At 71.6% G+C, this 26,276-nt stretch carries 20 protein-coding genes; 10 read left to right on the forward strand and 10 right to left on the reverse strand.

Annotated features, from left to right (window positions below):
* Positions 1-52 precede the first annotated feature (52 nt).
* A complete protein-coding gene (locus tag ACFRIC_RS08200; RefSeq protein ID WP_382781278.1) occupies positions 53-913 on the forward strand; it encodes a phosphatase PAP2 family protein in 861 nt (286 codons plus the stop codon).
* A gap of 43 nt (positions 914-956) precedes the next feature.
* Here ACFRIC_RS08200 and ACFRIC_RS08205 read toward each other — a convergent pair whose 3' ends face one another.
* A complete protein-coding gene (locus tag ACFRIC_RS08205) occupies positions 957-3,968 on the reverse strand; it encodes a bifunctional [glutamine synthetase] adenylyltransferase/[glutamine synthetase]-adenylyl-L-tyrosine phosphorylase (RefSeq protein WP_382781281.1) in 3,012 nt (1,003 codons plus the stop codon).
* Between the two features lie 146 nt (positions 3,969-4,114).
* Here ACFRIC_RS08205 and ACFRIC_RS08210 point away from each other — a divergent pair, with 146 nt between their 5' ends.
* The 4 genes from ACFRIC_RS08210 (at position 4,115) to ACFRIC_RS08225 (ending at position 8,224) form a co-directional block, all read left to right on the forward strand.
* Positions 4,115-4,552, forward strand: a complete 438-nt coding sequence (locus ACFRIC_RS08210; RefSeq protein ID WP_382781284.1) for a VOC family protein — start codon at positions 4,115-4,117, stop codon at positions 4,550-4,552.
* A 120-nt stretch (positions 4,553-4,672) separates the two neighbouring features.
* Positions 4,673-5,560 carry an alkaline phosphatase family protein gene (locus ACFRIC_RS08215; RefSeq protein ID WP_382781287.1) on the forward strand — a complete coding sequence of 296 codons (888 nt, stop codon included), beginning with the start codon at positions 4,673-4,675 and terminating at the stop codon, positions 5,558-5,560.
* Position 5,561: 1 nt separating this feature from the next.
* Positions 5,562-7,208, forward strand: a complete 1,647-nt coding sequence (locus ACFRIC_RS08220) for an MFS transporter (RefSeq protein WP_382781290.1) — start codon at positions 5,562-5,564, stop codon at positions 7,206-7,208.
* Positions 7,205-8,224 carry a TolB family protein gene (locus ACFRIC_RS08225; RefSeq protein WP_382781293.1) on the forward strand — a complete coding sequence of 340 codons (1,020 nt, stop codon included), beginning with the start codon at positions 7,205-7,207 and terminating at the stop codon, positions 8,222-8,224. The genes ACFRIC_RS08220 and ACFRIC_RS08225 overlap by 4 nt, the downstream gene beginning before the upstream one ends.
* 26 nt (positions 8,225-8,250) lie before the next feature.
* On the opposite strand, the gene ACFRIC_RS08230 is transcribed toward ACFRIC_RS08225, so the two are convergent.
* Complete coding sequence (locus tag ACFRIC_RS08230; RefSeq protein ID WP_382781295.1) at positions 8,251-9,486, reverse strand: LPXTG cell wall anchor domain-containing protein; 1,236 nt, start codon at positions 9,484-9,486, stop codon at positions 8,251-8,253.
* A gap of 255 nt (positions 9,487-9,741) precedes the next feature.
* Entirely contained in the window at positions 9,742-11,103 is a 1,362-nt protein-coding gene (gene glnA / locus ACFRIC_RS08235) for a type I glutamate--ammonia ligase (protein ID WP_382781299.1), read from the reverse strand.
* Between the two features lie 325 nt (positions 11,104-11,428).
* Here glnA and ACFRIC_RS08240 point away from each other — a divergent pair, with 325 nt between their 5' ends.
* Positions 11,429-12,631 carry a globin domain-containing protein gene (locus ACFRIC_RS08240; RefSeq protein ID WP_382781302.1) on the forward strand — a complete coding sequence of 401 codons (1,203 nt, stop codon included), beginning with the start codon at positions 11,429-11,431 and terminating at the stop codon, positions 12,629-12,631.
* Between the two features lie 74 nt (positions 12,632-12,705).
* On the opposite strand, the gene ACFRIC_RS08245 is transcribed toward ACFRIC_RS08240, so the two are convergent.
* Positions 12,706-13,140: an RrF2 family transcriptional regulator gene (locus ACFRIC_RS08245; RefSeq protein ID WP_382781304.1), complete on the reverse strand. Its 435-nt coding sequence runs from the start codon at positions 13,138-13,140 to the stop codon at positions 12,706-12,708.
* 371 nt (positions 13,141-13,511) lie between these two features.
* Between ACFRIC_RS08245 and ACFRIC_RS08250 the strand changes: the two genes are divergently transcribed.
* Positions 13,512-14,183 (forward strand): DUF3105 domain-containing protein, encoded by a 672-nt coding sequence (locus tag ACFRIC_RS08250; RefSeq protein WP_382781306.1) that lies wholly within the window; start codon positions 13,512-13,514, stop codon positions 14,181-14,183.
* Positions 14,180-14,806 carry a DUF305 domain-containing protein gene (locus ACFRIC_RS08255; protein ID WP_382781308.1) on the forward strand — a complete coding sequence of 209 codons (627 nt, stop codon included), beginning with the start codon at positions 14,180-14,182 and terminating at the stop codon, positions 14,804-14,806. Before ACFRIC_RS08250 ends, ACFRIC_RS08255 begins: the two co-directional genes overlap by 4 nt.
* Before the next feature lie 301 nt (positions 14,807-15,107).
* Here ACFRIC_RS08255 and ACFRIC_RS08260 read toward each other — a convergent pair whose 3' ends face one another.
* Together ACFRIC_RS08260 and ACFRIC_RS08265 are read right to left on the reverse strand one after the other, a co-directional pair.
* The gene (locus tag ACFRIC_RS08260) at positions 15,108-15,746 is read right to left on the reverse strand and encodes a hypothetical protein (protein WP_382781311.1); all 639 of its coding nucleotides are present in this window, start codon (positions 15,744-15,746) and stop codon (positions 15,108-15,110) included.
* Positions 15,743-16,243, reverse strand: coding sequence for a sigma-70 family RNA polymerase sigma factor (locus ACFRIC_RS08265; RefSeq protein ID WP_382781313.1), 501 nt, complete (start codon positions 16,241-16,243; stop codon positions 15,743-15,745). The genes ACFRIC_RS08260 and ACFRIC_RS08265 overlap by 4 nt, the downstream gene beginning before the upstream one ends.
* Before the next feature lie 303 nt (positions 16,244-16,546).
* On the opposite strand from ACFRIC_RS08265, the gene ACFRIC_RS08270 reads away from it, so the two are divergent.
* Both ACFRIC_RS08270 and ACFRIC_RS08275 read left to right on the forward strand, forming a co-directional pair.
* Positions 16,547-18,487, forward strand: coding sequence for a protease pro-enzyme activation domain-containing protein (locus ACFRIC_RS08270; protein ID WP_382781316.1), 1,941 nt, complete (start codon positions 16,547-16,549; stop codon positions 18,485-18,487).
* Between the two features lie 131 nt (positions 18,488-18,618).
* Positions 18,619-20,676, forward strand: coding sequence for an NAD(+) synthase (locus tag ACFRIC_RS08275; RefSeq protein WP_382782732.1), 2,058 nt, complete (start codon positions 18,619-18,621; stop codon positions 20,674-20,676).
* Positions 20,677-20,932: 256 nt separating this feature from the next.
* Here ACFRIC_RS08275 and ACFRIC_RS08280 read toward each other — a convergent pair whose 3' ends face one another.
* The 4 genes from ACFRIC_RS08280 to ACFRIC_RS08295 form a co-directional block, all read right to left on the reverse strand.
* Positions 20,933-22,153: an MFS transporter gene (locus ACFRIC_RS08280; RefSeq protein ID WP_382781319.1), complete on the reverse strand. Its 1,221-nt coding sequence runs from the start codon at positions 22,151-22,153 to the stop codon at positions 20,933-20,935.
* A 199-nt stretch (positions 22,154-22,352) separates the two neighbouring features.
* Complete coding sequence (locus tag ACFRIC_RS08285) at positions 22,353-23,390, reverse strand: endonuclease/exonuclease/phosphatase family protein (RefSeq protein ID WP_382781321.1); 1,038 nt, start codon at positions 23,388-23,390, stop codon at positions 22,353-22,355.
* 200 nt (positions 23,391-23,590) lie between these two features.
* Complete coding sequence (locus ACFRIC_RS08290; RefSeq protein ID WP_382781324.1) at positions 23,591-24,211, reverse strand: TetR/AcrR family transcriptional regulator; 621 nt, start codon at positions 24,209-24,211, stop codon at positions 23,591-23,593.
* A gap of 127 nt (positions 24,212-24,338) precedes the next feature.
* A complete protein-coding gene (locus tag ACFRIC_RS08295; protein WP_382781327.1) occupies positions 24,339-25,940 on the reverse strand; it encodes an MFS transporter in 1,602 nt (533 codons plus the stop codon).
* Between the last annotated feature and the right edge of the window lie 336 nt (positions 25,941-26,276).

Consider the following 26,276-nt stretch of genomic DNA (forward strand, 5'->3'; position numbering starts at 1 on the left):
CCGACCAGAGCATCATCGGTGAGGGAAGGCTTTTCTGGCAGACTCTGTGCCTATGGGTGATTCGACCGTGACGACACTGGAAGGCCGGGATCAGGCCACTCCACAGCCCGTCGCGGAGGAGAACGCGGGGAACAGACTCCTGCGCCGTATGCGGAGCCCGCGTCGCCCCCGCCTCTGGTTCGAAGTCCTGCTCATCGCCGTGAGTTACTGGACGTACTCACTGATCCGCAACGCCGTGCCGGAGCAGAGACGCGAGGCGCTCCGCAACGCCGACTGGATCTGGCGGATGGAGCACCACCTCGGCATCGCCGTCGAGGAGTCGGTCAACCACGCCGTGAACTCGGTCGGGTGGCTGATCATCGGGATGAACTACTACTACGCGACCCTGCACTTCGTGGTGACGCTGAGTGTCCTGGTCTGGCTGTACCGCTGTCATCCCGGCCGCTACGCGGCGGCCCGTCTCGCGCTTCTCTCCACCACGGTGGTGGCCCTCGTCGGCTACTACTTCTTCCCGCTCGCGCCACCCCGTCTGATGACCGGCAGCACCTTCGTCGACACGGTCACGGTCCACGAGACCTGGGGCTCGATGGCTTCCGGCGACCTGAAACACATGTCCAACCAGTACGCCGCGATGCCGTCCATGCACATCGGCTGGTCCCTGTGGTGCGGGCTGACCGTCTTCGCACTGGCCAAGGCCCCCTGGGCGCGCATCCTCGGCGTCCTCTACCCGGCGGCCACCCTCGTGGTCATCGTCGCCACCGCCAACCACTTCTGGCTGGACGCGGTGGGCGGCCTGCTCTGCCTCGCCTTCGGCTTCCTGGTCACGCGCCTGTGGTACGGCGCTCTGCCGTACGCGCTGCCGCAGTGGGTCCCGGGGACACGCGGGGCACCGGTCCTGCGGACGACGCAGTGAACACCACCCGCCCCGCCGACGGGCGACCATGCGGCGGTCACGTTCAGTGACCGCCGGGGGCCGCCCCGTAGAACAGTTCGTCCACCACGGCCCGGGCCCGCCGGGTGGTGCGCCGGTAGTCGTCGAGCATGTCCCCGACGTGCCCCGGGTCGTATCCGAGATAGCGGCCCACGGCGGCCAGCTCCCGCCCGTCCGAGGGGAAGGTGTCGCCGGCCCGGCCCCGGACGAGCATCACGGCGTTGCGCACCCGGGTGGCCAGCACCCAGGCCTCGTCCAGCGTCGCGGCGTCCTCCGTCGACAGCAGTCCCGCCGCGCTCGCCGCGGCCAGCGCCTGGCGGGTCCGGGTCGTCCTGAGGCCCGGCTCGGCCCAGCCGTGCCGGAGCTGGATGAGCTGGACCGTCCACTCCACGTCGGAGAGACCCCCGCGCCCCAGCTTGGTGTGCAGGGTCGGATCGGCGCCGCGCGGCATCCGCTCCGACTCCATCCGGGCCTTCAGCCGCCGGATCTCCCGTACGGCCTCCTCGCCCAGGCCCTCCGCCGGATACCGGAGCGGGGCGACGAGCTCGACGAACCGGCTCCCCAGGTCCGGGTCCCCGGCCACGACCTCCGCCCGCAGCAGCGCCTGCGACTCCCACACGAGCGACCAGCGCCGGTAGTAGGCCTCGTACGACTTCAGGGTGCGCACCAGCGGCCCGGACTTCCCCTCGGGCCGCAGATCCGCGTCGATCAGCAGCGGCGGATCCGCGCTGGGGAGCTGGAGCAGCCGCCGCATCTCGGACACGACGGCGTTCGCGGCGCGCGCCGCCTCCTGCTCGTCCACGCCCTCGCGGGGCTCGTGCACGAAGAGCACGTCCGCGTCGGAGCCGTAGCCGAGCTCGTGGCCGCCGAAGCGGCCCATCCCGATGACCGCGAACCGGGTGGGGAGCGTGTCGCCCCAGCCGTCGCGCACGACGGCCCGCAGGGTGCCCGCGAGCGTCGCCGCCGTCAGGTCCGAGACCGCGCCGCCGACGAGATCGACCAGCGCCCCCTGGTCGGCGACGGCCGGCGTCTCCTCGGTCCCGTAGCTGGCGACGATGTCCGTCGCGGCGATGCGGAACAGCTCCCGGCGCCGGACCCCACGGGCGACGGTCACGGCCTGCTCGCCGCCGTCGGCCCGGCGCACCGCGGCGAGGATCTCCTGTTCGAGCTGGGCCCGGCCGCGCGGCTCCAGGCCGCCGCTCTCCCCGTCGCCCAGCAGGGCCACCGCCTCGGGCGCGCGCATCAGCAGGTCGGGGGCGAGCCGGCCCGCCGACAGCACCCGCGCGAGGTTCTCGGCGGCGGCGCCCTCGTCCCTCAGCAGCCGCAGGTACCAAGGGGTCTTGCCCAGTGCGTCGGACACCTTGCGGAAGTTCAGCAGACCGGCGTCGGGGTCCGCGGAGTCTGCGAACCAGCCCAGCAGCACGGGGAGCAGGGTCCGTTGGATGGCGGCCTTGCGGCTGACCCCGGAGGCCAGCGCCTCCAGATGGCGCATGGCGGACGCCGGATCGGCGTATCCGAGGGCGACGAGCCGCTCCCTGGCCGCGTCCGGGCTCAGCCTGGCCTCGCCCGGGGCCAGTTGGGCGACCGCGTCGAGCAACGGCCGGTAGAACAGCTTCTCGTGCAGCCGCCGGACCATGGCCGCGTGCCGCTTCCACTCCCGGTTCAATTCCTTGACCGGGTCGACGCGCAGCCCGAGCGACCGTCCGATCCGGCGCAGATCGGCCTCGTCCGTCGGCACCAGATGGGTGCGCCGCAGCCGGAAGAGCTGGATGCGGTGCTCCATCGACCGCAGGAAGCGGTAGGCGTCGTCGAGCTGTACGGCGTCGGCGCGCCCCACGTATCCGCCCGCGGCGAGCGCCTTCAGGGCGTCCAGGGTGGTGCCGCTGCGCACGGTCGTGTCGGCCCGGCCGTGCACCAACTGCAGGAGCTGTACGGCGAACTCGACGTCCCGCAGACCGCCGGGGCCGAGCTTCAGCTCCCGTTCGATCTCGGCGGCCGGGATGTTCTCCACGACCCGGCGCCGCATCTTCTGCACATCGGCGACGAAGTTCTCCCGCTCGGCGGCGTGCCACACGAGCGGGGCCAGCGTGGCGACGTACTCCGCGCCCAGCTCCAGGTCCCCGGCGACCGGGCGGGCCTTGAGCAGGGCCTGGAACTCCCAGGTCTTGGCCCACCGCTGGTAGTAGGCGAGATGGCTGCTGAGCGTGCGCACCAGGGGGCCGTTGCGTCCCTCGGGGCGCAGATTGGCGTCGACCGGCCAGATGCTGCCCTCGACGGTCGTCTCCGAGCAGATCCGCATCATGTGCGAGGCGAGCCGGGTGGCCGCCTGCACGGCCTTCCCCTCGTCGGCGCCCTCGGCGGCCTCTCCGACGAAGATCACGTCGACGTCGGACACGTAGTTCAGCTCGTGTCCCCCGCACTTGCCCATCGCGACGACGGCGAGCCGGCACAGCGCGGCGTCCTCGGGCGCGGCGGCGGCGGCGATGGCGAGCGCGGCGCGCAGGGTCGCGGTGGCGAGGTCGGCGAGTTCGGCGGCGGTCTGGGCGAGGTCGGTGGTGCCGCACACGTCGCGCGCGGCGATGGACAGCAGGCAGCGGCGGTAGGCGACGCGCAGCGAGACGGGGTCCGCGGCGCCCGCGAGTCCCCGCTCGAACTCCTCGACCCCGGGATGCAGGTCCCGCGCCTCGTAGGTGACGAGGGCCTGCCAGTCGTGCGGGTGCCGGGCGAGGTGGTCGCCGAGCGCGGCGGAGGCTCCGAGCACCCCGAGCAGGCGGTCCCGCAGCGGCTTGGCGGCGATCAGCGTGTCGAGGAGTTCCCGCTGGGCCGGCGGGCCGTCCTGGGCCTCGACGAGGCGGACGAGTCCGAGCAGCGCGAGGTCGGGGTCGGCGGTGGCGCCCAGCGCGTCCAGGAGCACCGGGTCGGACCGCACGGGTGCCAGTTCGGGCCCCTCCAGGAGCCCCTCGGCCGCCGACGGATCGGTGAAGCCGTGCCGCAGCAGCCGCGTGAAGGTACTGCTCCTGCGCCCCGGCGCCGTCATCCCGGCCTCCTGTCGGATCTCACCGCACGGATCATCGGATCAAGGTCGTGCGAAGCGAGCCTAACCCCGGTCTCCAGGGTGGCGCCCCGCACCGGTCTGGGCTTCTGTGGACAGAGCCATGAGCCGTACGACAAGGGAGTCAAGCCATGGACATGACCCTCGAAGTGATCCTGCTGCCGGTGTCCGACGTGGACCGGGCCAAGGAGTTCTACCGGGACAAGGTCGGCTTCCATGTCGACCTGGACGGGGAGGTGATGGAGGGGGTGCGGATCGTGCAGCTGACACCGCCCGGGTCCGGGTGTTCGATCGCGCTCGTGGACGGGCTCGAGGTCCCGACGGGCACGCCGCGGCCGGGGACGTACCACGGGATGCAGTTGTGCGTGCAGGACGCCGCGGCGGCGTACGAGGAGCTGACCGCCCGCGGCCTCGAGGTCAGCGAGCCGGTCGCGTTCGCTCCGCGGGACGGGGCCACCTTCATGTATTTCAAGGACCCGGACGGAAACGGCTGGGCGATCCAGGAGTACCGCCGCCGGGCGAAGGAGCCCTTGCACCATGTGCTGGGCCAACTGGCCCGTGATCACTGACGGCAGCAGTTCATCCGATCTTCACCCCTCCGGTTGAGGGGCGTGGGTCGGGGGAATGTTGGCGTGCGCATGCTCTGTCCGCACCGCCACCGTCGTATCTCCCCCCACCGGAGGTCTGAAGTGTCCGGCAGAAACGTGTACACCCGCAGCCGTGCCGTCGTGGCATCCGCCCTCGCCTTCACCGCGGCCGCGGTCGGGCTGTGGACGGGCTTCGCCGGCTCGGCTCCCGCGCACGCCGCGGCCGCGGTCCCGACCCCGGACCACGTCGTCGTCGTGGTCTTCGAGAACCACGCGTACAGCCAGGTGATCGGCTCCTCCAACGCCCCGTACATCAACTCGCTCAAGACCGGCGGGGCCAACCTCTCCCAGTCGTACGCCGAGACGCACCCGAGCCAGCCCAACTACTTCGCCCTGTTCTCCGGCTCCACCCAGGGCATCACGGACGACAGCTGCTACACCCCCGGCTTCTCCTCCGCCCCGAACCTCGCCTCCGAGCTGATCGCCGCGGGCAAGACCTGGGGCAGCTACAACGAGACGCTGCCCAGCCAGGGTTCGACCACGTGCAGCAGCGGGAACTACGCCCGCAAGCACAACCCCTGGTTCGGCTTCAGCAACGTCCCGACGTCCAGCGCCAAGACCTTCACCCAGTTCCCGACGGACTACACGACGCTTCCGCAGGTCTCCTTCGTGGTCCCGAACCTGTGCAGCGACATGCACGACTGCTCGGTGTCCACCGGTGACACCTGGCTGAAGAACAAGCTGGGCGCGTACGCCACCTGGGCCAAGACCCACAACAGCCTGCTCGTCGTCACCTTCGACGAGGACAACCGGCTCGCCGGCAACAAGATCCCGACCGTGCTGTACGGCCAGCAGGTGACCGCCGGTTCCTCGTCCTCCACCACGTACAACCACTACGACCTGCTGCGCACGCTGGAGGACATGCACGGCCTCTCGCACGCCGGCAACGCCGCCTCCGCCAAGGACATCACGGGCATCTGGACGTCCTGACATGTACCTTGCGGACAGCCGCGCCGGTGCACCGGAGACAGCGGCGGCGTCCGCGGAGAGCGCCGCCCGGCCCCGCGCCGGGCGGCGCCTCACCGCGGTCGGGCCCACGGTGCTGGCGCTCGGCACGGTCAGCCTGATCACCGACGTCTCCTCGGAGATGGTGACGGCCGTGCTCCCCCTGTACCTGGTGGCGGGCCTCGGCCTGTCCCCGCTCGGCTTCGGGCTCCTCGACGGGATCTACAACGGCTTCTCGGCCCTGGTCCGCCTGGCCGGAGGACATCTCGCCGACCGGGGCGGCGGCCGCCACAAGTGGGTGGCGGGCGCCGGATACGCCCTGTCGGCCGTCTGCAAACCGCTGCTCCTGGTGGCCCAGACCCTGACCCCCATCGGCCTGGTCCTCGCCGCCGACCGCACCGGCAAGGGCCTGCGCACCGCGCCGCGCGACGCCCTGATCTCCCTGTCGAGCAGCCCCGAGACCCGCGGCCGCGCCTTCGGCGTCCATCGCGCGATGGACACGGCGGGCGCCCTGCTCGGCCCGCTCGTCGCGTTCCTGATCCTCCGGGCGACCGTCGACGGCTACGACGCGGTGTTCACGGTGAGCTTCTGCGTGGCCGTGGTGGGGGTCCTGGTCCTGGTGCTGTTCGTACCGGGCGGCCCGTCCACGCGGGCCGCGTCCGCGGCGGGGAGGCCGGCCGCGGAGACCACGCCCATGGCCGGGGCACCGGCCGCGGAGACCACGTCCACGGCTGGGACACCGGCCGGGTGGGACCTGTCCGTGGGGGAGACACCGGCCGCGCGGGCCGCGTCCGCGGCGGGGAGGTCGGCCGCGGAGGCCAAGCCCACGGCTTGGACACCGGCCGGGCGGGACCTTTCCGTGCGGGAGACACCGGCCGCGCGGGCCGCGTCCGTGCCACCGACGCCACCCGGGCGGGGGGCGTCCGTCGCGCAGCCACCTGCCGAGCCCGGCGCCGCCTTGGCCGGCGCCGCCTTGGCCGCCCCCGCCATCACCGCCTCCTCCCCCGCCGAGCGGGCCGCGCCCCGTCCCACCCTGCGCGCCGCGCTCGCGCTGCTGCGCCGGCGGGAGCTGCGCGGCATCGCGCTGTGTGCGCTCCTGCTCGGGCTCGCCACGGTCAGCGACTCGTTCATGTTCCTGCTGCTCCAGCGCAGACTCGGGGTGCCGGACCGCTGGTTCGCGCTGCTGCCCGTCGGCACCGCCGCCGCGTTCCTGCTGCTGGCCGTACCGCTGGGCCGACTCGCGGACCGGGCCGGCCGGTGGCGGGTGTTCCTGGCCGGCCACGGCGCCCTGCTCCTCGCATACGGCCTGCTGCTGACGTCCTGGCACGGTACGGCGCTGCCGTTCGCCGTCCTGTTCCTGCACGGCGGCTTCTACGCGGCGACGGACGGCGTGCTCATGGCCGCGGCCTCCGACAGCGTGCCCGAGGAACTGCGGTCGTCCGGGCTCGCCCTGGTCCAGACGGGTCAGGCACTGGCTCGCTTCGTCTGTTCGCTCGCCTTCGGCGCGGCCTGGACGGCGTGGGGGGACCGTACGGCGCTCATGGCGTCCGCCGTGGCACTGGCCCTGTGCGCGCTGTTCTCCCTGAGCCTGCGCCCCGTCCGCCGCACCTCTCCGGAAGGCCGCCTCGCATGACGCTGCGCAACCGCATCCTGGTCCTGGTCTCGGCCCTGCTCGTCCTCGCGGGCGTCGCGACGGCCTCCGTGCTGCACGCCTCGGCCCGCGCGGACCGCCGCGACCGGGCACAGCCGGGCGGCCCGCGGATCACGGCGGGGCCGGTCTCCCTGACCGACTCCCGGCGCCTGGTGTTCCGGAACATGGCGTGGGGCCCGCACCGCGACGAGCTGACGTCCGTCCCGGCGTCCGACCCGTCGGGGCCGCGCGTCGCGTCCAAGGTCAAGTGCCTGCGCTTCTACGCCGCCTCGGGCACCGGGGTGTGCCTCCAGGCGGCGCACGGCGCGGTCCAGGACACCTACCGGGCGGTGATCCTCGACGCCTCGCTGCGCGAGAGGGCCCGCTACGACGTGCCCGGCATCCCGTCCCGGGCCCGCGTCTCGCCCAGCGGCCGGTACGCCGCCTGGACGGCGTTCGTGGGCGGCGACTCGTACGCGGGCACGAACTTCTCCACCCGGGCCGCGATCGTCGACACCCGTACGGGGAGGCTGACGCCGTCCCTGGAGGAGTACCGGGTGGTGAGGGACGGCAGGACCTACCGGTCGGCCGACGTCAACTTCTGGGGCGTCACCTTCACGGCCGACGACCGCGGGTTCTACGCCACGATGGCCACGCACGGCACGACCTACCTCGTCCGCGGCGACCTGGCCGCCCGCACCGTCACCACCCTGCACACGAACGTCGAGTGCCCGTCCCTCTCCCCCGACGGCACCCGGGTCGCCTTCAAGAAGCGCGTCAAGGGCCTTCCCAAGGACGCCCCCTGGCATCTGTACGTCCTCGATCTGGGCACCGGGCACGAGACGGCGCTCGCCGAGTCCCGCAGCGTCGACGACCAGGTCGTCTGGCGCGACGATCACACCCTCGTCTACGCGCTCCCCGGCGACTACGGCGCCGACCTGTGGACGCTGCCGTCCGACGGCACGGGAAAGCCGCGACGCGTCAGCACCGCGGCCGTGTCACCCGCGTACGTGGGCTAGGGACTCCCCCCGGCCGGCAGGGAGCGTCAGGACCCGGCGCCGGCGCGGCGACGGCGGACGGCCAGCACCAGGCCGCCGCCGAGGACGGCCGTGGCCGCCGCCGCGGCGGCGAGGACCGGGGTGCCGTCGGAGCCGGTGCTCGCCAGGCTGCCGTCGACGTCACCGGTGGTGGAGCCGGCCGACGTGGAGCCCGTACCGCTCGTGCCGCCCGTGCCGCTCGTACCGCCGGAGCCGCCGGAGCCGCCGGTGGACTGGCCCTCGTGGTCGTTGCCGCCGGTGGAGGTTCCCGGGGAGGTGGCGGAGGGCGTCGGGGAGGGGTCCTCCTCGTTGTCGGTGGGGATGGCGACGTGGATCTTGGCCGTGTCGTTGGCGGCGTTCTTGTCGAAGTCCGGGTGGATGTCGTACACGGACGTCACCTTCACCGAGCCGTCGGTGGTCTTCGTGCCCTTCGCGACGTCCAGCATGAACGTGTACGTGAGGGTCTGGCCGACCTCGATGGTGTGGTCGTCGGGCGTGCAGACGTAGACGGCACGGCCCGGCGTCCCTCCGGGCGCGTTCGGGCCGTCGATCCCGAACGGCGAGCAGTCGTCGGGGACCTGGCTCGCGGTGGTCCCCTTCGGGATCCGCACCATGAGAGCCGGCTGGTCGTCGCTCGTCTGGACCCGGACCCAGCCGGGGCCGTCGTTGCGGAGCCCCACGTTGATGGACTGCTGCCCGCCCGCGAGGGCCTCGGTGTCCTCGCCGAGCGCGACGAGGTCGGCCGAGCTGTCGGCGGTCAGATCGAGCCGCCGGTAGCTCTCGCTGAATCCCTCGCCCGGAAGCGCGCCCGTGGCCGAGGTGCCGTACTCGACCTCCTCCATCAGCGCCTTGGGCAGCGCCTTGAACCGTACGGGCGTCTCGACCGAGGCGCCGGGCGCGATGACGGTGTCGAGCTCGCAGACGGCCTGCCTGACCTGGTCGGCGATGGTCGAGTAGGTGCAGCCCTGCACCTGTTCGGGGAAGTCGAGCCCGCGGGTCAGCCGGACCCGGAAGGTGAAGCCGTCCGCCGCCGCGGTGCCCTTGTTCGTGATGACGACGTTCTTGTCGTACACCTCGCCCGGCTTGGGCGACGCGGTCGCCAGGGTCGACATCTCCAAGGAGGCCTCGCCCGGATCGGCGTACGCCGGGGCCGCGACGACCGCGGGAACGGCCGCGACGAACGCGGCGGCGGCCACGAAGGCCGCCGGCTTGCGAAGCTGCGAGGTGCGGATGCGCTGGCGCACGGTGGGATCTCCTAGGACAACCGGACGGACAAAGACCGGAGCTTCTCCGTCCGGCCACGTCCTGGACACCTGAAGGGCGCCGAGGGTTGTACGGCGGTTCGACAGAGGACGGCGTGGCTGGAGCCGCGAGAGGTCGCGTTTTCGGGGGCGGACGGCCCACAGACGGCCCAGAGGTGGTGAGGACAGCCGCGGGGCCCACGGTCGATGACCGTGGGCCCCGCGTGCTGGACGGTAGAAATTACCTCTGACCTGCGCTTACAGCACCGGCAGGTTCTTCCGCAGCTCGAACGCCGTGACCTCGCTGCGGTACTCCTCCCACTCCGCCTTCTTGTTGCGCAGGAAGAAGTCGAAGACGTGCTCGCCGAGGGTCTCGGCGACGAGTTCGCTGCGTTGCATCAGGGCCAGGGCCTCGCCCAGGTTCTGCGGGAGGGGCTCGATGCCCATGGCGCGGCGTTCGCCGTCGGAGAGGGCCCAGACGTCGTCGTCGGCGCCCGGCGGGAGTTCGTAGCCCTCCTCGATGCCCTTCAGGCCCGCGGCCAGGAGCAGCGCGTAGGCGAGGTACGGGTTCGCGCCCGAGTCGATCGAGCGGACCTCGACCCGTGCCGAGCCGGTCTTGCCGGGCTTGTACATCGGGACGCGGACGAGGGCGGAGCGGTTGTTGTGGCCCCAGCAGATGTACGAGGGGGCCTCGCCGCCGGCGCCCGCGGTGCGCTCCGAGCCGCCCCAGATGCGCTTGTAGGAGTTGACCCACTGGTTGGTGACGGCGGCGATCTCCGCGGAGTGCCGGAGCAGGCCCGCGATGAAGGAGCGGCCGACCTTGGAGAGCTGGTACTCGGCGCCGGACTCGTAGAACGCGTTGCGGTCGCCCTCGAAGAGGGAGAGGTGGGTGTGCATGCCGCTGCCCGGGTACTCCGAGAACGGCTTCGGCATGAAGGTGGCCTGGACACCCTGCTCCAGCGCGACCTGCTTCATGATCAGCCGGAAGGTCATGATGTTGTCGGCCGTGGAGAGCGCGTCGGCGTAGCGCAGGTCGATCTCCTGCTGGCCGGGGGCGCCCTCGTGGTGGCTGAACTCGACCGAGATGCCCATCGACTCCAGCATCGTGATGGCCTGGCGACGGAAGTCCTGGCCGACGTTCTGCGGGGTGTGGTCGAAGTAGCCGGAGTTGTCGGCCGGGGTGGGCCGCGAGCCGTCCAGCGGGCGGTCCTTCAGCAGGAAGAACTCGATCTCGGGGTGGGTGTAGAAGGTGAAGCCCAGGTCCGAGGTCTTGGCGAGGGCGCGCTTGAGGACGTAGCGCGGGTCCGCGAAGGACGGGGAGCCCTCCGGCATGAGGATGTCGCAGAACATCCGGGCCGTGCCGGGGGCCTCGGCGCGCCAGGGCAGCACCTGGAAGGTGGACGGGTCGGGCTTGGCGATCATGTCGGACTCGTACACGCGGGCGAAGCCCTCGATGGCCGAGCCGTCGAAGCCGATGCCCTCGTCGAAGGCCTGTTCCAGCTCGGCCGGGGCCACGGCCACCGACTTCAGGAAGCCGAGTACGTCCGTGAACCACAGACGTACGAACCGGATGTCACGCTCCTCCAGCGTCCGGAGCACGAACTCCTGCTGCTTGTCCATCTTCCGCTTCCCCATCCTTGCTGGTCAGGCCGCCTGCTCCCACGCCTCGAAGACGATCGGCGCACCTGAGCATCCCACCACAACACCATTTCATGCGCGTTGCGGACCATGATCGGCCGGGCGACCTCGGCCTGAACGCCTCGCGTACGGCAGGTGTCCTGCTCTGTCGCACATACTGCCTGCTCACACCCCCACCCGTAAGGCCCGGCCGGTACCCACCCCTCCCCGGCGCTTTAATTTGCATCTCAGATGCAAGTTTTATTAGTGTGCGATCCATGCGGAGCGGCGCAACCCACCGCTCCCGCCCCGGCTTTGAGGAGTCCTGATGCTGTCCGAACAATCCGCCGTCACCGTGCGCGCGACCCTCCCCGTCGTCGGCGCCGCCATAGGCGAGATCACCGAGCGCTTCTACGGCGGGCTGTTCAGCGCCCACCCCGAACTGCTCCGCGACCTGTTCAACCGCGGCAACCAGGCCGCCGGCACTCAGCGTCAGGCCCTGGCCGGATCCATCGCCGCCTTCGCCACCCATCTGGTCGAGCACCCCGACGAGCGGCCCGACGCGATGCTGAGCCGCATCGCCCACAAGCACGCCTCCCTGGGCGTCGCGCCCGAGCAGTACAAGGTCGTGCACGAGCACCTCTTCGCCGCCATCGTCGAGGTCCTCGGCGACGCGGTCACCGCCGAGGTCGCCGCCGCCTGGGACGAGGTCTACTGGCTCATGGCGAACGCCCTCATCGCCATCGAGAAGCGCCTGTACGACGAGAACGCGGACGACGGCTCCCTGCACCCCTGGGTGGTCACCGAACGCGTCGAGGAGACCGACGACGTCGCCACCTTCCGGATCCGCCCGGCCGACGGCGCGCCCCTGCCGGACTTCCGCGCGGGCCAGTACGTCTCCGTCGGCGTCGAACTCCCGGACGGCGCCCGGCAGATCCGCCAGTACAGCCTCTCCAGCGCGCCCGGCTCCCCGGTGCGCCAGATCAGCGTCAAGCGGGTGCGCGCCGACGAGAACGGCGTGACGAGCCCCGAGGGCGAGGTCTCCGGCCATCTGCACGCCCACGTCCGCGAGGGCGACCTCCTTCAGGTCTCCGCGCCGTACGGCGACCTGGTCCTCGACGACACGGACGCCCCGCTGTTCCTCGCCTCGGCGGGCATCGGCGTCACCCCGGTGATCGCCATGCTGGAGCAGCTCGCGATCTCCGGCCACAAGGCCCCCGTCACCGTCGTGCACGCCGACCGCTCCCCCGCCGAGCACGCGCTGCGCGCCGACCACGAGGCGTTCGCGGGCAAGCTCGCCGACGCGGAGACGCACTTCTGGTACGAGCGGCCCGAGCCGGGCCACCCCGCCGAGCGGACCGGTCTGGTCGACCTCTCCGGAGTGACCGTCCGGCCGGGCACGCACGCCTACCTGTGCGGTCCGCTGCCGTTCATGCGGGCGGTACGGACCCAGCTCCTCGCCAAGGGCGTGCCCGCGTCCGACATCCACTACGAGGTGTTCGGCCCGGACCTCTGGCTGGCCCAGCGCTGACCGGATCCGAGGCAGCACGGGGTCGGCACGCCCCGGGACCACAGGCGGTCGACATGGCCCACCGGTCCGGACCGCTACGGCCTTCGGCTGATGCCCAGCAGTACGGGCCCCGTCGGCTCGGCGACGACGTCGGCGATCGTGAGCGGGTCCAGCGAGGCGTAGAAGGCCTCCTGGGCCCGCCGCAGGGCGCCCCGCAGCCGGCACGCCGAGACGAGCGGACAGGGCGTGTCACCCTCGCACTCGACGACGTCGCCCTCCCCCTCGAAGGTGCGCACGATCGCCCCCACGGACTCCCCGCGCCCCTTCTCGGTGAGCGTGAGACCGCCTCCCCTGCCGCGCCGGGCGTCGAGCAGCCCGAGGTGCTGGAGTTCGGCGACCACCTTGGCGGCGTGCGTGTAGGGGACCCGCATGCCGTCCGCGACCTCGCGCGTGGTGGGCGTCGAGCCGTCGGCGACGGCCAGTCGCATCAGGACGCGAAGGGCCAGGTCGGTGGAGCGCAGCAACCGCATACCCGCCAGGGTAGGTAATGCGCATCTCCGGTTCAAATTTTCATTCCGGGCACGTCCGGACCCGCTTCGCCATCGGCAGGACCGGTCGGCCGAGCCGCTTCGCCTCCGGCCGACCCACTTTCCCACCGGCCGACCCCGCCTCCCGGTCGTCCGGCCCCGCTCCGCCGCCCGTCGGCCCGAGCGGGTGCCGCGCACATCCCCCCGCCCGCGCACAGCTCCTCGCCCACGCACAGCTCCCCGCCCGCGTCCACCCCCTTCTTCGGCCAATCCCGTGCAGTCCCTGGGCCATTCCTGTGCCCTCCCTGCCGACGCCGCACGGGGTCCGATTACGATCGGCGCACCCGACCGCCCCATCCTCATAAGGACTCACCATGGGTTCCGCCAAGAACACCAGCACCGGATCGCGCCAGGCCCGTATCGAGGAGCTGCGCCGTGCCGAGCGCGCCCGCGAGCGGCGCAACCGGTTCCTCGTGATCGCGGCGAGCACGGTCGTCGTCGCCGGCCTCGTCGCCGGTGCTGTCGTGCTCGTCCAGTCGCAGTCCGACGACGGCAAGAAGGACACGGCGAGCGACGCGAAGCAGGCGTCGGGGCACTTCGTCACCGGCGCGGACGGGGTGAAGACCTGGAAGGGCACGCTGTCGCGCAACCACGTCACCAAGACCGTGTCGTACGCGATGGAGCCGCCGGTCGGCGGTGACCACAACCAGGTCTGGATGAACTGCAACGGCGACGTCTACGCCAAGGCCGTGAACCCCATGAACGCCGTGCACTCCCTGGAGCACGGCGCGGTGTGGGTGACGTACAACAGCAAGGCGTCCGAGGCCGACGTGAAGGCGCTCGCGGCCAAGGTCAAGAAGACCCCGTACACGCTGATGAGCCCGGTCGAGGACCAGAAGGACCCGATCATGCTGAGCGCCTGGGGCAAGCAGCGCTCGGTGACCGGCGCGAGCGACAAGAACGTCGACGCGTTCCTCTCCGAGTTCGTGCAGGGCAAGCAGACTCCCGAGCCGGGCGCCGCCTGCACCAACGGCCTGTCCCAGTGAGGCACGTCGGGTGGATCGCGGGGGCCGCGGCGGCCGTTCTCGTCGCGGCCGGGGCGATCACGTACGCGGTCGCCGACGGCGGCGGCGACTCCGGGACGCGCACGCCCGCCGCCGACTCGGCGGACGCGGGGTTCGCCCGGGACATGGCGGTCCACCACCAGCAGGCCGTCGAGATGTCCTACATCGTGCGGGACCGCACCAAGGACGTGGAGGTACGGCGTCTCGCGTACGACATCGCACAGACGCAGGCCAATCAGCGGGGCATGCTGCTCGGCTGGCTCGACCTGTGGGAGCTGCCGAAGGTGTCCGCGGACGCGCCGATGACCTGGATGGGCATGGGTGACATGTCCTCCGGCAAGGACGGCTCGCTGATGCCGGGCATGGCGACGAACGCCGAGATGAAGCGGCTCGGCACGCTCAACGGGAAGCAGGCCGAGGTCTTCTACCTCCAGCTCATGACCGACCACCACAAGGGCGGCATCCACATGGCCGAGGGCTGTGTCGCCAAGTGCACGGTCGGCGTGGAGAAGCGGTTGGCGCAGGGCATGGTCGACGCCCAGCAGTCGGAGATCAAGCTGATGGCCGACATGCTGAAGGCCCGCGACGCGAAGGCCCGCGACTAGAGCCCTCCGGGCCAGGGGACGGGCGCACGGACGGGCTCGAGGGCGGGCTCGGGGACGGGAGTTCGGAACGGTCCGGGGACGGGAGTCCGGAACGGTCCGGTGACGGGCGCACCAACCGGGTCCCGGATCAGGTGCGCGGAACGGGTCCGGTGACGGGCGCACCGACCGGGTCCCGGAACAGGCGCGCGGACCGGGTCCGGGGACGGGCACACCGACCGGGTCCGGAACAGGTGCGCGGAACGGGTCCGGGGTGGTGTCCCGGACCCGTCAGGTTCTGCCGGTGCGCTCCGCCGACGTACCGTCAGCCCTTCCAGTCCGTACCGCACTTGAGCGGAACACCGGTGGGGACGAGCCGTTCCATCGAGCCGGGCCGGCCGTGGGTGACGGCGAGCTGGGCCCGGTCCAGATAGCCGATGAAGAGCTGGGTGTGGGCGGGCATGGCCGCCGGGTCGTACACGAAGACCACGGTGCCGTCGTCGCGCCGCTCCCGCTCCACGACCCGCTCGACCCCGGCCCCCGAGCCGTGCCGGTCGACCTGCGTGTGGTCGTCCGGGCCCTTGCAGAACACCCCGGTCTTCACGAGGACGGGGAATCCGGCCTCGCGCAGCGCCTTCTGCAGTCCGGCCGGGTTCTTGAAGTACTGCTCCTTGGTCCAGGTCACGGCGACCTTGCCGTCCGCCCGCTTGGCGACGGTGAACGCGACGGCCTCGGTGTCCGCGCCCGTGGGCGGCGCGGTGGCCGGGTGGCCGTAGCCGGGTGCGCCGAGCGCGAGGCCCGCGGCCGCGGTCACTCCGACGGCGGCGACGGCCAGCCGCCTGCGCCGCCGGCGGACCGCGCGGCCCTCGGCCACGATCCGTTCGACGGGCACCGTCATCGTGATGTCGTCGAGCGAACCCCGCAGGACGTCGAGGACGTCCCTGTCGTCGTGGGTGGCGTTCATGATCCTGCCTCCGGTGTGTCGAGGGTGACGAGTTGGCCGCGGAGTGTCCCGACGGCCCGTGCGAGATGGGCGGTCACGGTCCCGGGAGCGATCCCGAGCGTCTTCGCCGTGGTCGCCGTGTCGAGGTCGAGGAAGACCCGCAGGGCCACGACCTCCCGCTGTCTGCGCGGCAGTTCGCGCAGCAGGGCCAGCAGGGCGGGATCGATTCCGGCGCCGCCCGACTCGACGGCCGCGGCCTCCCGGCCGTCGTGGTCGCCGTACCCGACCTCGCGACGGTGCCGACGCCACCACGAGACACGGGTGTTGAGCGCGGTCCGGACGATCCACGCGCGGGGCGCGGGATGGCCGCGGACCCGGGGCCAGGCCGCCCAGGCCCGTGCGAACGCCTCGGCCACGAGGTCCTCGGCCAGCGCTCGGTCGCTCACCGCGGCGAGGACCGCCCGCAGGCAGACGTCCCGTCCGCTCCGGTAGAAGTCTTCGAACTCGAGCTGCTTCACACCACTGACACGCCTCGGGGACTCGATCCGCTTACAGAATCCGGGGACCTCTTTACAGAGCCCGGAGGGGGACAGAGGGAAAACCCTCGAATCTGGGCGAGGGTGTGCGGCAAACCGACCCAAATGATCGCCAATTGCCGCCACTTGGTCTTTCCTTGGGTTGTTCATTCCCCTGGCATGAACGGTTCACCGTAAGAGTGGCCCCCATCTGTGATCCATTCCTCACGCTCCGGCAGGACGTGGGGCTTTTCGCGCGGATCACCGCAACCACTACATGCGACGAATCGCATCGCAGGGGGTTCTATGAGATCCAACCGCGCCACCGCGCGCGCCGGAGTGAGCCTGGCGGCGACCCTGCCCCTGCTCGCCGGCGCGCTGGCGCTCGGCATACCCGCGGCGTCCGCCGCGGACGGCCCGAGCCGAGTCACGCTCGCGGGCACCAAGCCCGCGTGGGCCACGGCCCACGCGGACAAGGGAGCGGCTTCCGACGCCTCCCAGGTCTCGGCCCGGGTGTACCTCGCCGGACGGGACGCCAAGGGCCTGGCGGCATACGCCAGGGCCGTGTCCGACCCGCACTCGGCTTCGTACGGGAAGTACCTCAGCGCCAAGAAGGCGCAGACGCGTTTCGGTGCCACCAAGGCCCAGGTCACCGCGGTGACCACCTGGCTGAAGTCGGCGGGCCTGAAGGTCACCGGAACGACGCAGCACTACGTCTCCGTCACCGGTGACGTCGCCGCCGCCGAGAAGGCGTTCGGCACCCAGCTCCACAACTACACCAAGGGCAAGAAGGTCTACCGGGCGCCGTCGAAGACGGCTTCCGCGCCCGCCGCCCTGAACGGCGCCGTCCTGACCGTCACCGGCCTGGACAACGCCCCGCACAAGGCGCAGCACGCCGATCAACTGCCTCCTCCGGACGCGGTGTTCAAGAACTCCGGGCCGTTCTCCTCGTACTACGGCTCGAAGACCGCGAGCACCCTGCCGGACGCGTACGGAACGAAGATCCCGTACGCCGTCCAGGGCTACACCGGCAAGCAGCTCCGCGCCGCGTACGGGGCGGGCAAGCGCACCGGCAAGAACGTGCGCGTCGCCATCACGGACGCGTACGCCTCCCCGACCATCGCCTTCGACGCGGCCACCTACGCCGCCAAGCACGGCGACGCCGCGTACTCCAGCGGTCAGCTCCGTCAGGTGCTGCCCAAGAAGTACACGAAGACCGAGGAGTGCGGGGCGGCCGGCTGGTACGGCGAGGAGACCCTCGACGTCGAGGCCGTGCACGCGGTCGCGCCGGGCGCGAGCATCACGTACGTGGGTGCCGGTTCCTGCTACGACGACGATCTGCTCGACTCGCTCAACAAGATCGTCGACGGGCACCTGGCCGACATCGTCTCCAACTCGTGGGGCGACATCGAGGCCAACCAGACCCCGGACCTGGCCGCGGCCTACGACCAGACGTTCCAGTTCGGCGCGGTCGAGGGCATCGGCTTCTACTTCTCCTCCGGCGACAACGGCGACGAGGTCGCCAACACCGGTACGAAGCAGGTCGACACCCCGGCCAACTCGGCGTGGGTGACGGCGGTCGGCGGTACCTCGCTGGCGGTCGGCAAGAACGACACGTACCTGTTCGAGACCGGCTGGGGCACCGAGAAGGCCACGCTGTCCGCGGACGGCAAGAGCTGGACCGGGTTCCCGGGCGCGTTCACCTCGGGTGCGGGCGGTGGCACCAGCAAGACCGTGGCGCAGCCCTACTACCAGAAGGGCGTCGTCCCGAACGCGCTGGCCAAGGCCAACAACGCGGCGGGCAACCGGGTCGTCCCGGACATCTCGGCGATCGCCGACCCCAACACCGGATTCAAGGTCGGCCAGACGCAGACCTTCCCGGACGGGACCGAGCAGTACAGCGAGTACCGCATCGGCGGCACCTCGCTGGCCGCTCCGGTGATCGCGGCGGTCCAGGCGCTCGCCCAGGAGGCGCGCGGCGGCAAGGCGATCGGTTTCGCCAACCCGTCGATCTACGCCAAGGCCGGTTCGAAGGCGTACCACGACGTGACCGACACGCCCGGCGGCAAGCAGTACGCCGTGGCCCGTGTCGACTTCGTCAACGGCTTCGACGCGGCCGACGGTGTGGCCACCTCGGTCCGCAGCCTCGGCCAGGACAGCTCGCTGAAGGCCGTGAAGGGCTACGACGACGTCACCGGTGTGGGTTCGCCCGCCCCGGGCTACGTCGAGTCGTTCAGCCGTCGCTGACCGGCGTTCACCGACGACGCGCCCGTCTCTCCCCGGGAGAGGCGGGCGCGTCGCTCGTTCCCGGGGCCGCCCCGGACACCCCTCGCCCCCCATCGCGTCGCTCTGACGATTACACTGACCGCGTGCCTCATCTGAACTTCCGGTCCCTTTACCAGCACGGCTTCGCGCGCGTCGCCGCCTGCACGGGTCACACCGTCATCGCGGACCCGCACGCCAACGCCGAGGCGGTCCTGCGCCAGGCGCGCGCGTGCGCCGACGAGGGCGTCGCCGTCGCCGTCTTCCCCGAGATGGGCCTGTGCGGCTACTCGATCGAGGACCTGCTGATGCAGGACGCGCTGCTCGACCAGGTCGAGGAGGCGCTCCGGGCGGTGGTCGCGGGTTCGGCGCAGCTCCTGCCGGTCCTGGTCGTCGGCGCCCCGCTGCGCCACCGCAACAGGATCTACAACTGCGCGGTCGTCGTGCACCGCGGCCGGGTCCTCGGTGTCGTGCCCAAGTCGTACCCGCCGAACTACCGCGAGTTCTACGAGCGCCGGCAGATCGCCGCGGGCGACGACGAGCGCGGCGGCACCATCCGGGTGGGCGGCGAGTCCGTGCCGTTCGGGGTGGACCTGCTGTTCGCCGCCGAGGACGTACCGGGTCTGGTGCTGCACGCGGAGATCTGCGAGGACATGTGGGTGCCGGTGCCGCCGAGCGCCGAGGCTGCCCTGGCGGGTGCCACCGTCCTGGCGAACCTCTCCGGCAGCCCGATCACCGTCGGCCGGGCCGAGGACCGCAAGCTGATGTGCCGTTCGGCGTCCTCGCGCTGCATCGCCGCGTACGTCTACGCGGCGGCCGGACTGGGCGAGTCGACCACCGACCTGTCCTGGGACGGCCAGACGATGATCTACGAGAACGGGGCGCTGCTGGCCGAGTCCGACCGCTTCCCGCTCGACGACCAGTTCGCCGTCGCGGACGTCGACCTCGACCTGCTGCGCCAGGAGCGGCTGCGGACCGGCAGTTTCGACGACAACCGGCGCACCCACACCACCCGCACCGCCGACTTCCGGACCCTGTCGTTCCGGCTCGACCCGCCGTCCGGCGACCTGGGCCTGCGCCGCCGTGTCGAGCGCTTCCCGTTCGTGCCGGCGGACCCCGAGCGGCTGGCCCAGGACTGCTACGAGGCCTACAACATCCAGGTCGCGGGCCTCCAGCAGCGGCTCGCGGCGATCGGTGGCCCGAAGGTGGTCATCGGGGTGTCCGGCGGTCTCGACTCGACGCACGCGCTGATCGTCGCCGCGCACGCGATGGACCGGGCGGGCCGCCCGCGCGGCGACATCCTCGCCTTCACGCTGCCCGGCTTCGCCACCAGCGACCACACCAAGGGCAACGCGCACGAGCTGATGCGCTCCCTCGGGGTCACCGCCGCCGAACTGGACATCACCCCGACCGCCCGGCTGATGCTGAAGGAGATGGGCCACCCCTTCGCCTCCGGCGAGCCGGTGTACGACGTCACCTTCGAGAACGTGCAGGCCGGGCTGCGCACCGACTACCTGTTCCGGCTCGCCAACCAGCGCGACGGCATCGTGCTCGGCACCGGCGACCTCTCGGAGCTGGCGCTCGGCTGGTCCACGTACGGCGTGGGCGACCAGATGAGCCACTACAACGTCAACTCGGGTGTCCCGAAGACGCTGATCCAGCATCTGATCCGCTGGGTCATCGGCACCGGACAGTTCGGCGAGGACACCGGCCGGACGCTCGCCGCGATCCTCGACACGGAGATCAGCCCCGAGCTCGTGCCGGGCGAGGAGATGCAGTCCACCGAGTCGAAGATCGGCCCGTACGCCCTGCACGACTTCACCCTCTTCCACGTGCTGCGCTACGGCTTCAGGCCGTCGAAGATCGCCTTCCTGGCCTGGCACGCGTGGCACGACCCGGACGCGGGTGCCTGGCCGCCCGGCTTCCCCGCGGCCGAGCGCCGCGCGTACGACCTGCCCGAGATCCGGCGCTGGCTCGAGGTGTTCTGCCGCCGCTTCTTCGGGTTCGCGCAGTTCAAGCGCTCGGCCATGCCGAACGGGCCGAAGGTCTCGGCCGGTGGTTCGCTCTCGCCGCGCGGCGACTGGCGCGCACCGTCCGACAGTTCGTCCCGTACGTGGCTCCGCGACCTGGCCCGCTTCGACACCCCGGACCCCGAAGACCGGCCGGAGGCCTAGGAGACGTCAGGGGGCTGGATTTCCCGGACCCCGAAGACCGGCCGGAGGCACGGGACTTGCCGAACTACGGGCCGCCCGGACATCGAAGTCCTTCCGGGGACCCGGGACCTCCCGAGAGCCCGGCACTTCCCGGAGGCCAGGGACTTCCCGGAACTCGAAGATCTGCCGGAGGCAGGGGACTTGCCGGAAGTCCGAACTCCCCCGAGGGGCCTCCCCTTCCGGGTCCCGGGGCCTCCCCGGGACCCGGGGGTCGTGCTCAGTGGTGCAGGGCCTCCTGCCGGTCGGGCACGTGTGTGGCGATCACTCGCGCGGGCCCGGCCGGCCGCTTCGCGCGGCGCCGGTCGACCGCGTACGCCGCGCCCGCCACCCCGATCCCCAGGACCGCGAGCCCGGCTCCGGCGGTCGCCGGTGCCGTCGCGCCGAAGCCCGCCGCCAGGGCGAGCCCGCCGATCCACGCGCCGCCCGCGTTGGCGAGGTTGAAGGCGGCCTGGTTGGCGGAGGACGCGAGGGAGGGCGCGGCGGCGGCCTTCTCCATGACCATGAGCTGGAGGGGCGAGCCGGTGACGAAGGCGGCCGTGCCGAGCAGCACCACCGCCAGGGCCGCGCTCCACTCGGTGCGCATCAGCAGCGGGAAGGCGGCGAGCACGGCGACCAGCGAGGCGAGGCCGCCGAAGAGGGTGCGGCGCATCGCGTGGTCGGCGAGCCGCCCGCCGAGCAGGTTGCCGGCCGTGGCGCCGACCCCGAACAGCGCCAGCAGCGGTGTGACGCTGCCCTCGGCGTATCCGGCGGCGTCGGTGAGCATCGGCGTGATGTAGCTGTACGCGGAGAACAGGGCCGCGAAGCCGGTGACCGTGGTGCCCAGCGCGAGCCAGACGGGCAGCGGGCGCAGGGCGGTGAGTTCGCCGCGCAGACCGCCGCCCGAGGTGTGGCCGGGCGTCCGCGGGATCAGCAGGTACAGCGAGGCGATGGCGGCCAGGCCGATCGCGCTCACACCGAGGAACGTGGCCCGCCAGCCCAGGTGCTGCCCCACGAGGGTGGCGGCGGGGACTCCGGCGACGTTCGCGACGGTCAGGCCGAGGAACATCAGCGAGACGGAGCGGGCCTTGCGCTCGGGGGCGACCAGCCCGGTGGCGACGACGGCGCCGACGCCGAAGAACGCGCCGTGCGGCAGACCGCTGAGGAATCGGGCGGCGAGCAGCCAGTTCTCGTCGGGGGCGAGCGCGGAGAGCGCGTTGCCCGCGACGAAGAGACCCATCAGGGCGATGAGGACCGTGCGGCGCGGCATCCGGGCGGTGGCCGCGGCGAGCAGCGGGGCGCCGATGACGACGCCGAGCGCGTAGGCGGAGACCAGGTGTCCGGCGGCCGGGATGGAGATGCCCAGGTCGCCCGCGACGTCGGGCAGCAGGCCCATCATGGCGAACTCGGTGGTGCCGATGCCGAAGGCGCCCACGGCGAGGGCGAGCAGGGCCAGTGGCATGAGATGCCTTTCGAAGGAGCTGGGGCGGAGCGGGACGCGTACGGGCGCGGCGGTCTGCGGGAGGTCGCGCGGGTACGGGCGCGTCCGCGCACGGCGATGTGCGCGGACGGTCGGTGGAGCACCGGCTATTAAGTTTAGCCGGTGAACAAAGTCTGCCGGGCCCAGTGTTCCAGGAGGTTGAAAGGCGATTCCGGGCGGGTTAAGAGGCCGTGGCGTCCATCTTGACGCGGGCCGCGATCGGGAGGTGGTCGCTGCCGGTCTCGGGCAGGGTCCAGGAGCTGACCGGTTCGACGCCCTTGACCATGATCTGGTCGATCCGGGCCATCGGGAACGAGGCCGGCCAGCTGAACCCGAAGCCGCTGCCCGCCGCACCCTGCGTGGACCGCATCTGCGAGGTGACGGCGTTCAACGCCCGGTCGTTCATCGTGCCGTTGAGGTCACCGAGCAGGACGACCTGCTGCAGCGAGTCGTCGGCGATGGCCTCGCCCAGGGCGTTGGCGCTCTTGTCGCGCTGCCGGGCGGTGAACCCGGCCTTCATCTTCACCCGCACCGAGGGCATGTGGGCCACGTACACCGCGACCCGGCCGGCCGGCGCCGTCACGGTCGCCCGCATGGCGCGCGTCCAGCCCAGCTTGATGTCCACGGGCCGCACGTCGGTGAGCGGGTACTTGCTCCACAGCCCGACGGTGCCCTGCACCGAGTGGTACTTGTACGTGGACGCGAGCGCCTCCTCGTACACCGGCACCGCCGACGCCGTCAGCTCCTCCAGGGCGAGCACGTCGGCGCCGGAGGCGGCCACGTCCCGGGCGGTGCCGGACGGGTCCGGGTTGTCGGCGTTGACGTTGTGGGTGGCGACCGTCAGATCGCCGCCCGCGCCGGTCTTGTCGGTGAGCAGTCCGCCGAAGAGGTTCAGCCAGACCGCGCCGGTCAGCACCACGGCGATCAGGGCCACGGCGGACTTCCGCACGAAGGCGAGGACCAGCAGGACCGGGATGAACACCCCGAGCCACGGCAGGAACGTCTCTGTGAGACTGCCGAGGTTGCCGATCCGGTTCGGGATCCGCGCGTGCGTCAGCATCACCAGGGCGAGCAGCAGCGCGAGGGCGGCGAGGATCAGCCCGCGCCGCCAGATGCCGCGGTCGCCGCGCCAGCCGTCGAGCAGGCGCCGGAGCCGGGAGTCTCTGCGTTCCGGCCCCCGGCCGTCGCTGCCCGTCTCCGTCATATACGCCTGCGCCATACCGTCGCCTCACAAAATGCCGTGCGCACCGTCTGCCCCTCGACTAAGACCCTAGGGGATGTCCGGTGTGGTTCTCGCCGTCCGGGACGGCCGTACAGGCAAGGGGACGTAGAAGTCGGTGCCCGGAGTTCCGCATCCTGGCACGACGTGCGGCCTCTGTGACGAAACGCGCACATTCACCCCGTCAGAAACCGTTCTTGTCACGGCCGGGCGGGGCGCAGGCCCTCCAGCAGCGTGTCGACGATCCGCTCGGCGAGGTCCTCCGGGAGTTCGGTGTCCGGGCGCATGACGGAGCGGACGAGCATGGGGCCGACGAACATGTCGTTGAGGAGCTCGATGTCGACGTCGTCGCGCAGTTCGCCGTTCTGCTGTCCGCGCCGCAGCACCTCGAAGCCCATCTGGCGGCGCGGCGCTATGACCGTGGCCTCGTACGCGGCCCACAGCTTGGGGCTGGACTTCATCTGCGCGTAGACGTTGTGCAGGATCGCCGAGGAGCGGCTGACCAGACCGCGCCGGCGCAGCGACTCCAGCAGCACGACGAGGTCGTCGCGCATGGAGACGCCGTCGAGTTCGGGGTCGGCGGGCTCGGCACCGCGCAGGACGTCGACGAAGAGTTCCTCCTTGCCGCTCCAGCGGCGGTAGATCGTCGCCTTGCCGACGCCCGCGGTGCGTGCCAGCCGCTCGATGGAGATGTCCGCGAGCGGGACGCCGTCCTCCAGGAGCTTCATCACGCCCTCGATGATGGCGCGTTCCACCGCCTCGCTGCGGGGACGTCCCCGACCGGGGCACACCTGCCTGTCTCGGCTGTCCGCGAGGCTCACGTCGAACTCCGTTCCCATCGTTGACCAGGTGTCATTCTCCCCCGTTCACGGCGGTGGCGGGCCCGCGGCGCGAGGTGCCCGCCGTGGGCACCCGGGTCGGGGGTGCCCACGGTCGCGTACGCCGGTGTCAGTCCTGTCCGAGGTCGGCCGTCACCAGCTCGGCCTCGTCGCCGCTCTCCTGCGGGGCCGCGGGGCGGCCGGGCAGGAACAGCGCGACGACCACCGCGCCGATGACCGCGACACCCGCGCCGCACAGGGCGGTGACGTGCATCGCGTGCAGGAACGCGTCGTTCGCGGGGGTGACGAGGGCCTTGCCCTGCGGGCCGAGCTTGGCTGCGACACCGAGGGTGGCCTCGATGGACTCGCCCGCGGTGTGCCGCAGCGGGGCCGGGACGAGGGAGAGCTTGTCCTCGATGCCGTTGCGGTAGGCGGTGGAGAGGACGGAGCCGAGGACCGCGATGCCGAGGGCGCCGCCGACCTGGCGGAAGGTGTTGCTCAGCGCGGACGCGGAGCCGGCCTTCTCGCGCGGCAGGGCCTGCATGATGACGACGCTGGTCGGGGTCATGATGTGCGCCATGCCGGTGCCCATCAGGAAGAAGATGACCTCGAGGAGCCAGATCGGGGTGTCGGCCTCCAGCGTGGCGAACGCGGCGAGCATCGCGGCGATGATCACCAGGCCGGCCGTGCAGGTGGCGCGGTTGCCGAAGCGGTCGACGACGAGCCGGGCGCGCGGGGCGAAGATGATCTGCGCCACGGCGAGCGGGAGCATCAGCAGACCGGTCTGCAGCGGCGAGTAGCCGCGCACGCTCTGGGTGTAGAAGACGGAGAAGAAGGTCACGCCCATGAGCGCGAAGAAGACGAGCGCGATGGCCGAGATCGCGGCCGAGAAGACCTTGTTCTTGAAGTACGTGACGTCGATGGACGGGTGGTCGCTGCGCTTCTCGAACACCACGAAGCCGACGAGGACGGCGAGACCGGCGCCGATGGTCGCGAGGACCTGCGGGTCGGTGAAGTCGGCGAGCTGGCCGCCCTTGATGATGCCGTAGACGAGCAGGACCAGGCCGATGATCGAGAGGACCACGCCGACCGGGTCCAGACGGCCCGGGTTCGGGTCGCGGGAGTCGGGGACCAGCCAGATCATCAGGCCGATCGCGAGGATCACGATGGGCACGTTGATCAGGAAGACCGAGCCCCACCAGAAGTGGTCGAGGAGCACGCCGCCGGTGATCGGGCCGATCGCGATGGCGAGGCCGACGCCGCCGGCCCAGATGCCGATGGCCTTGGGCTGCTCGTCGCGTTCGAAGACGTTCATCAGGACGGCGAGCGTGGCGGGCATCACGAAGGCGGCGCCGAGGCCCATCAGTGCACGGAACACGATGAGCTGGACCGGCGAGCCGGACTCGGCGGCCAGCGCGGAACCGATGCCGAAGACGGCGAGACCGGCGAGCAGCACCTTCTTGCGGCCGAGCCGGTCGCCGAGGAGGCCCGCGGTGAACAGGAGACCGGCGAAGACGAGCGTGTAGGCGTTGATGGCCCACTCCAGCTCACCCTGGGTGGCTCCGAGGCCGGTGGGCGCCGGGGTCGAGATCGTCTTGATCGCGACGTTCAGGATGGAGTTGTCGAGCACCACGATCAGCAGGCTCAGCATGAGCGCGCCGAGGATCGCCCAGCGGCGCCGGTGCACCGCCTCGGGTACTCGTCGTTCGAGCGGAGGAGCGGAAGTTGTCATGACGACCACATTAGAGTCATTTCGATACGGCACCGTCTCGTATCGGAAATGCTTTACGCAGACCTTACGAAGGGACCTAGGCCTTCGGACGGAGACGGGCGCTGCGGGCCTTCGGGCGGACGGGGCCGGCGGATGAGCAAGGGCCGGCGGACGGACGGGGCCGGCGGACGGACAGGTACCGGCGGACGGGCGGAAGCGCGACGCGGAGTGGCTTGGCATGGAGGGGCGTGGCATGGAGGGGCGCGGCGTGGCGTGAACGACACCGCGTCCGGCGGGCCCGGTCTAGCCGCGCGTAGCACGAGGTGCCACCATGGAGGTGATCCGGGGACGCCGTCA

The organism is Streptomyces sp. NPDC056738, from assembly GCF_042790435.1.
In the GTDB taxonomy this organism is placed as follows: Bacteria; Actinomycetota; Actinomycetes; order Streptomycetales; family Streptomycetaceae; genus Streptomyces.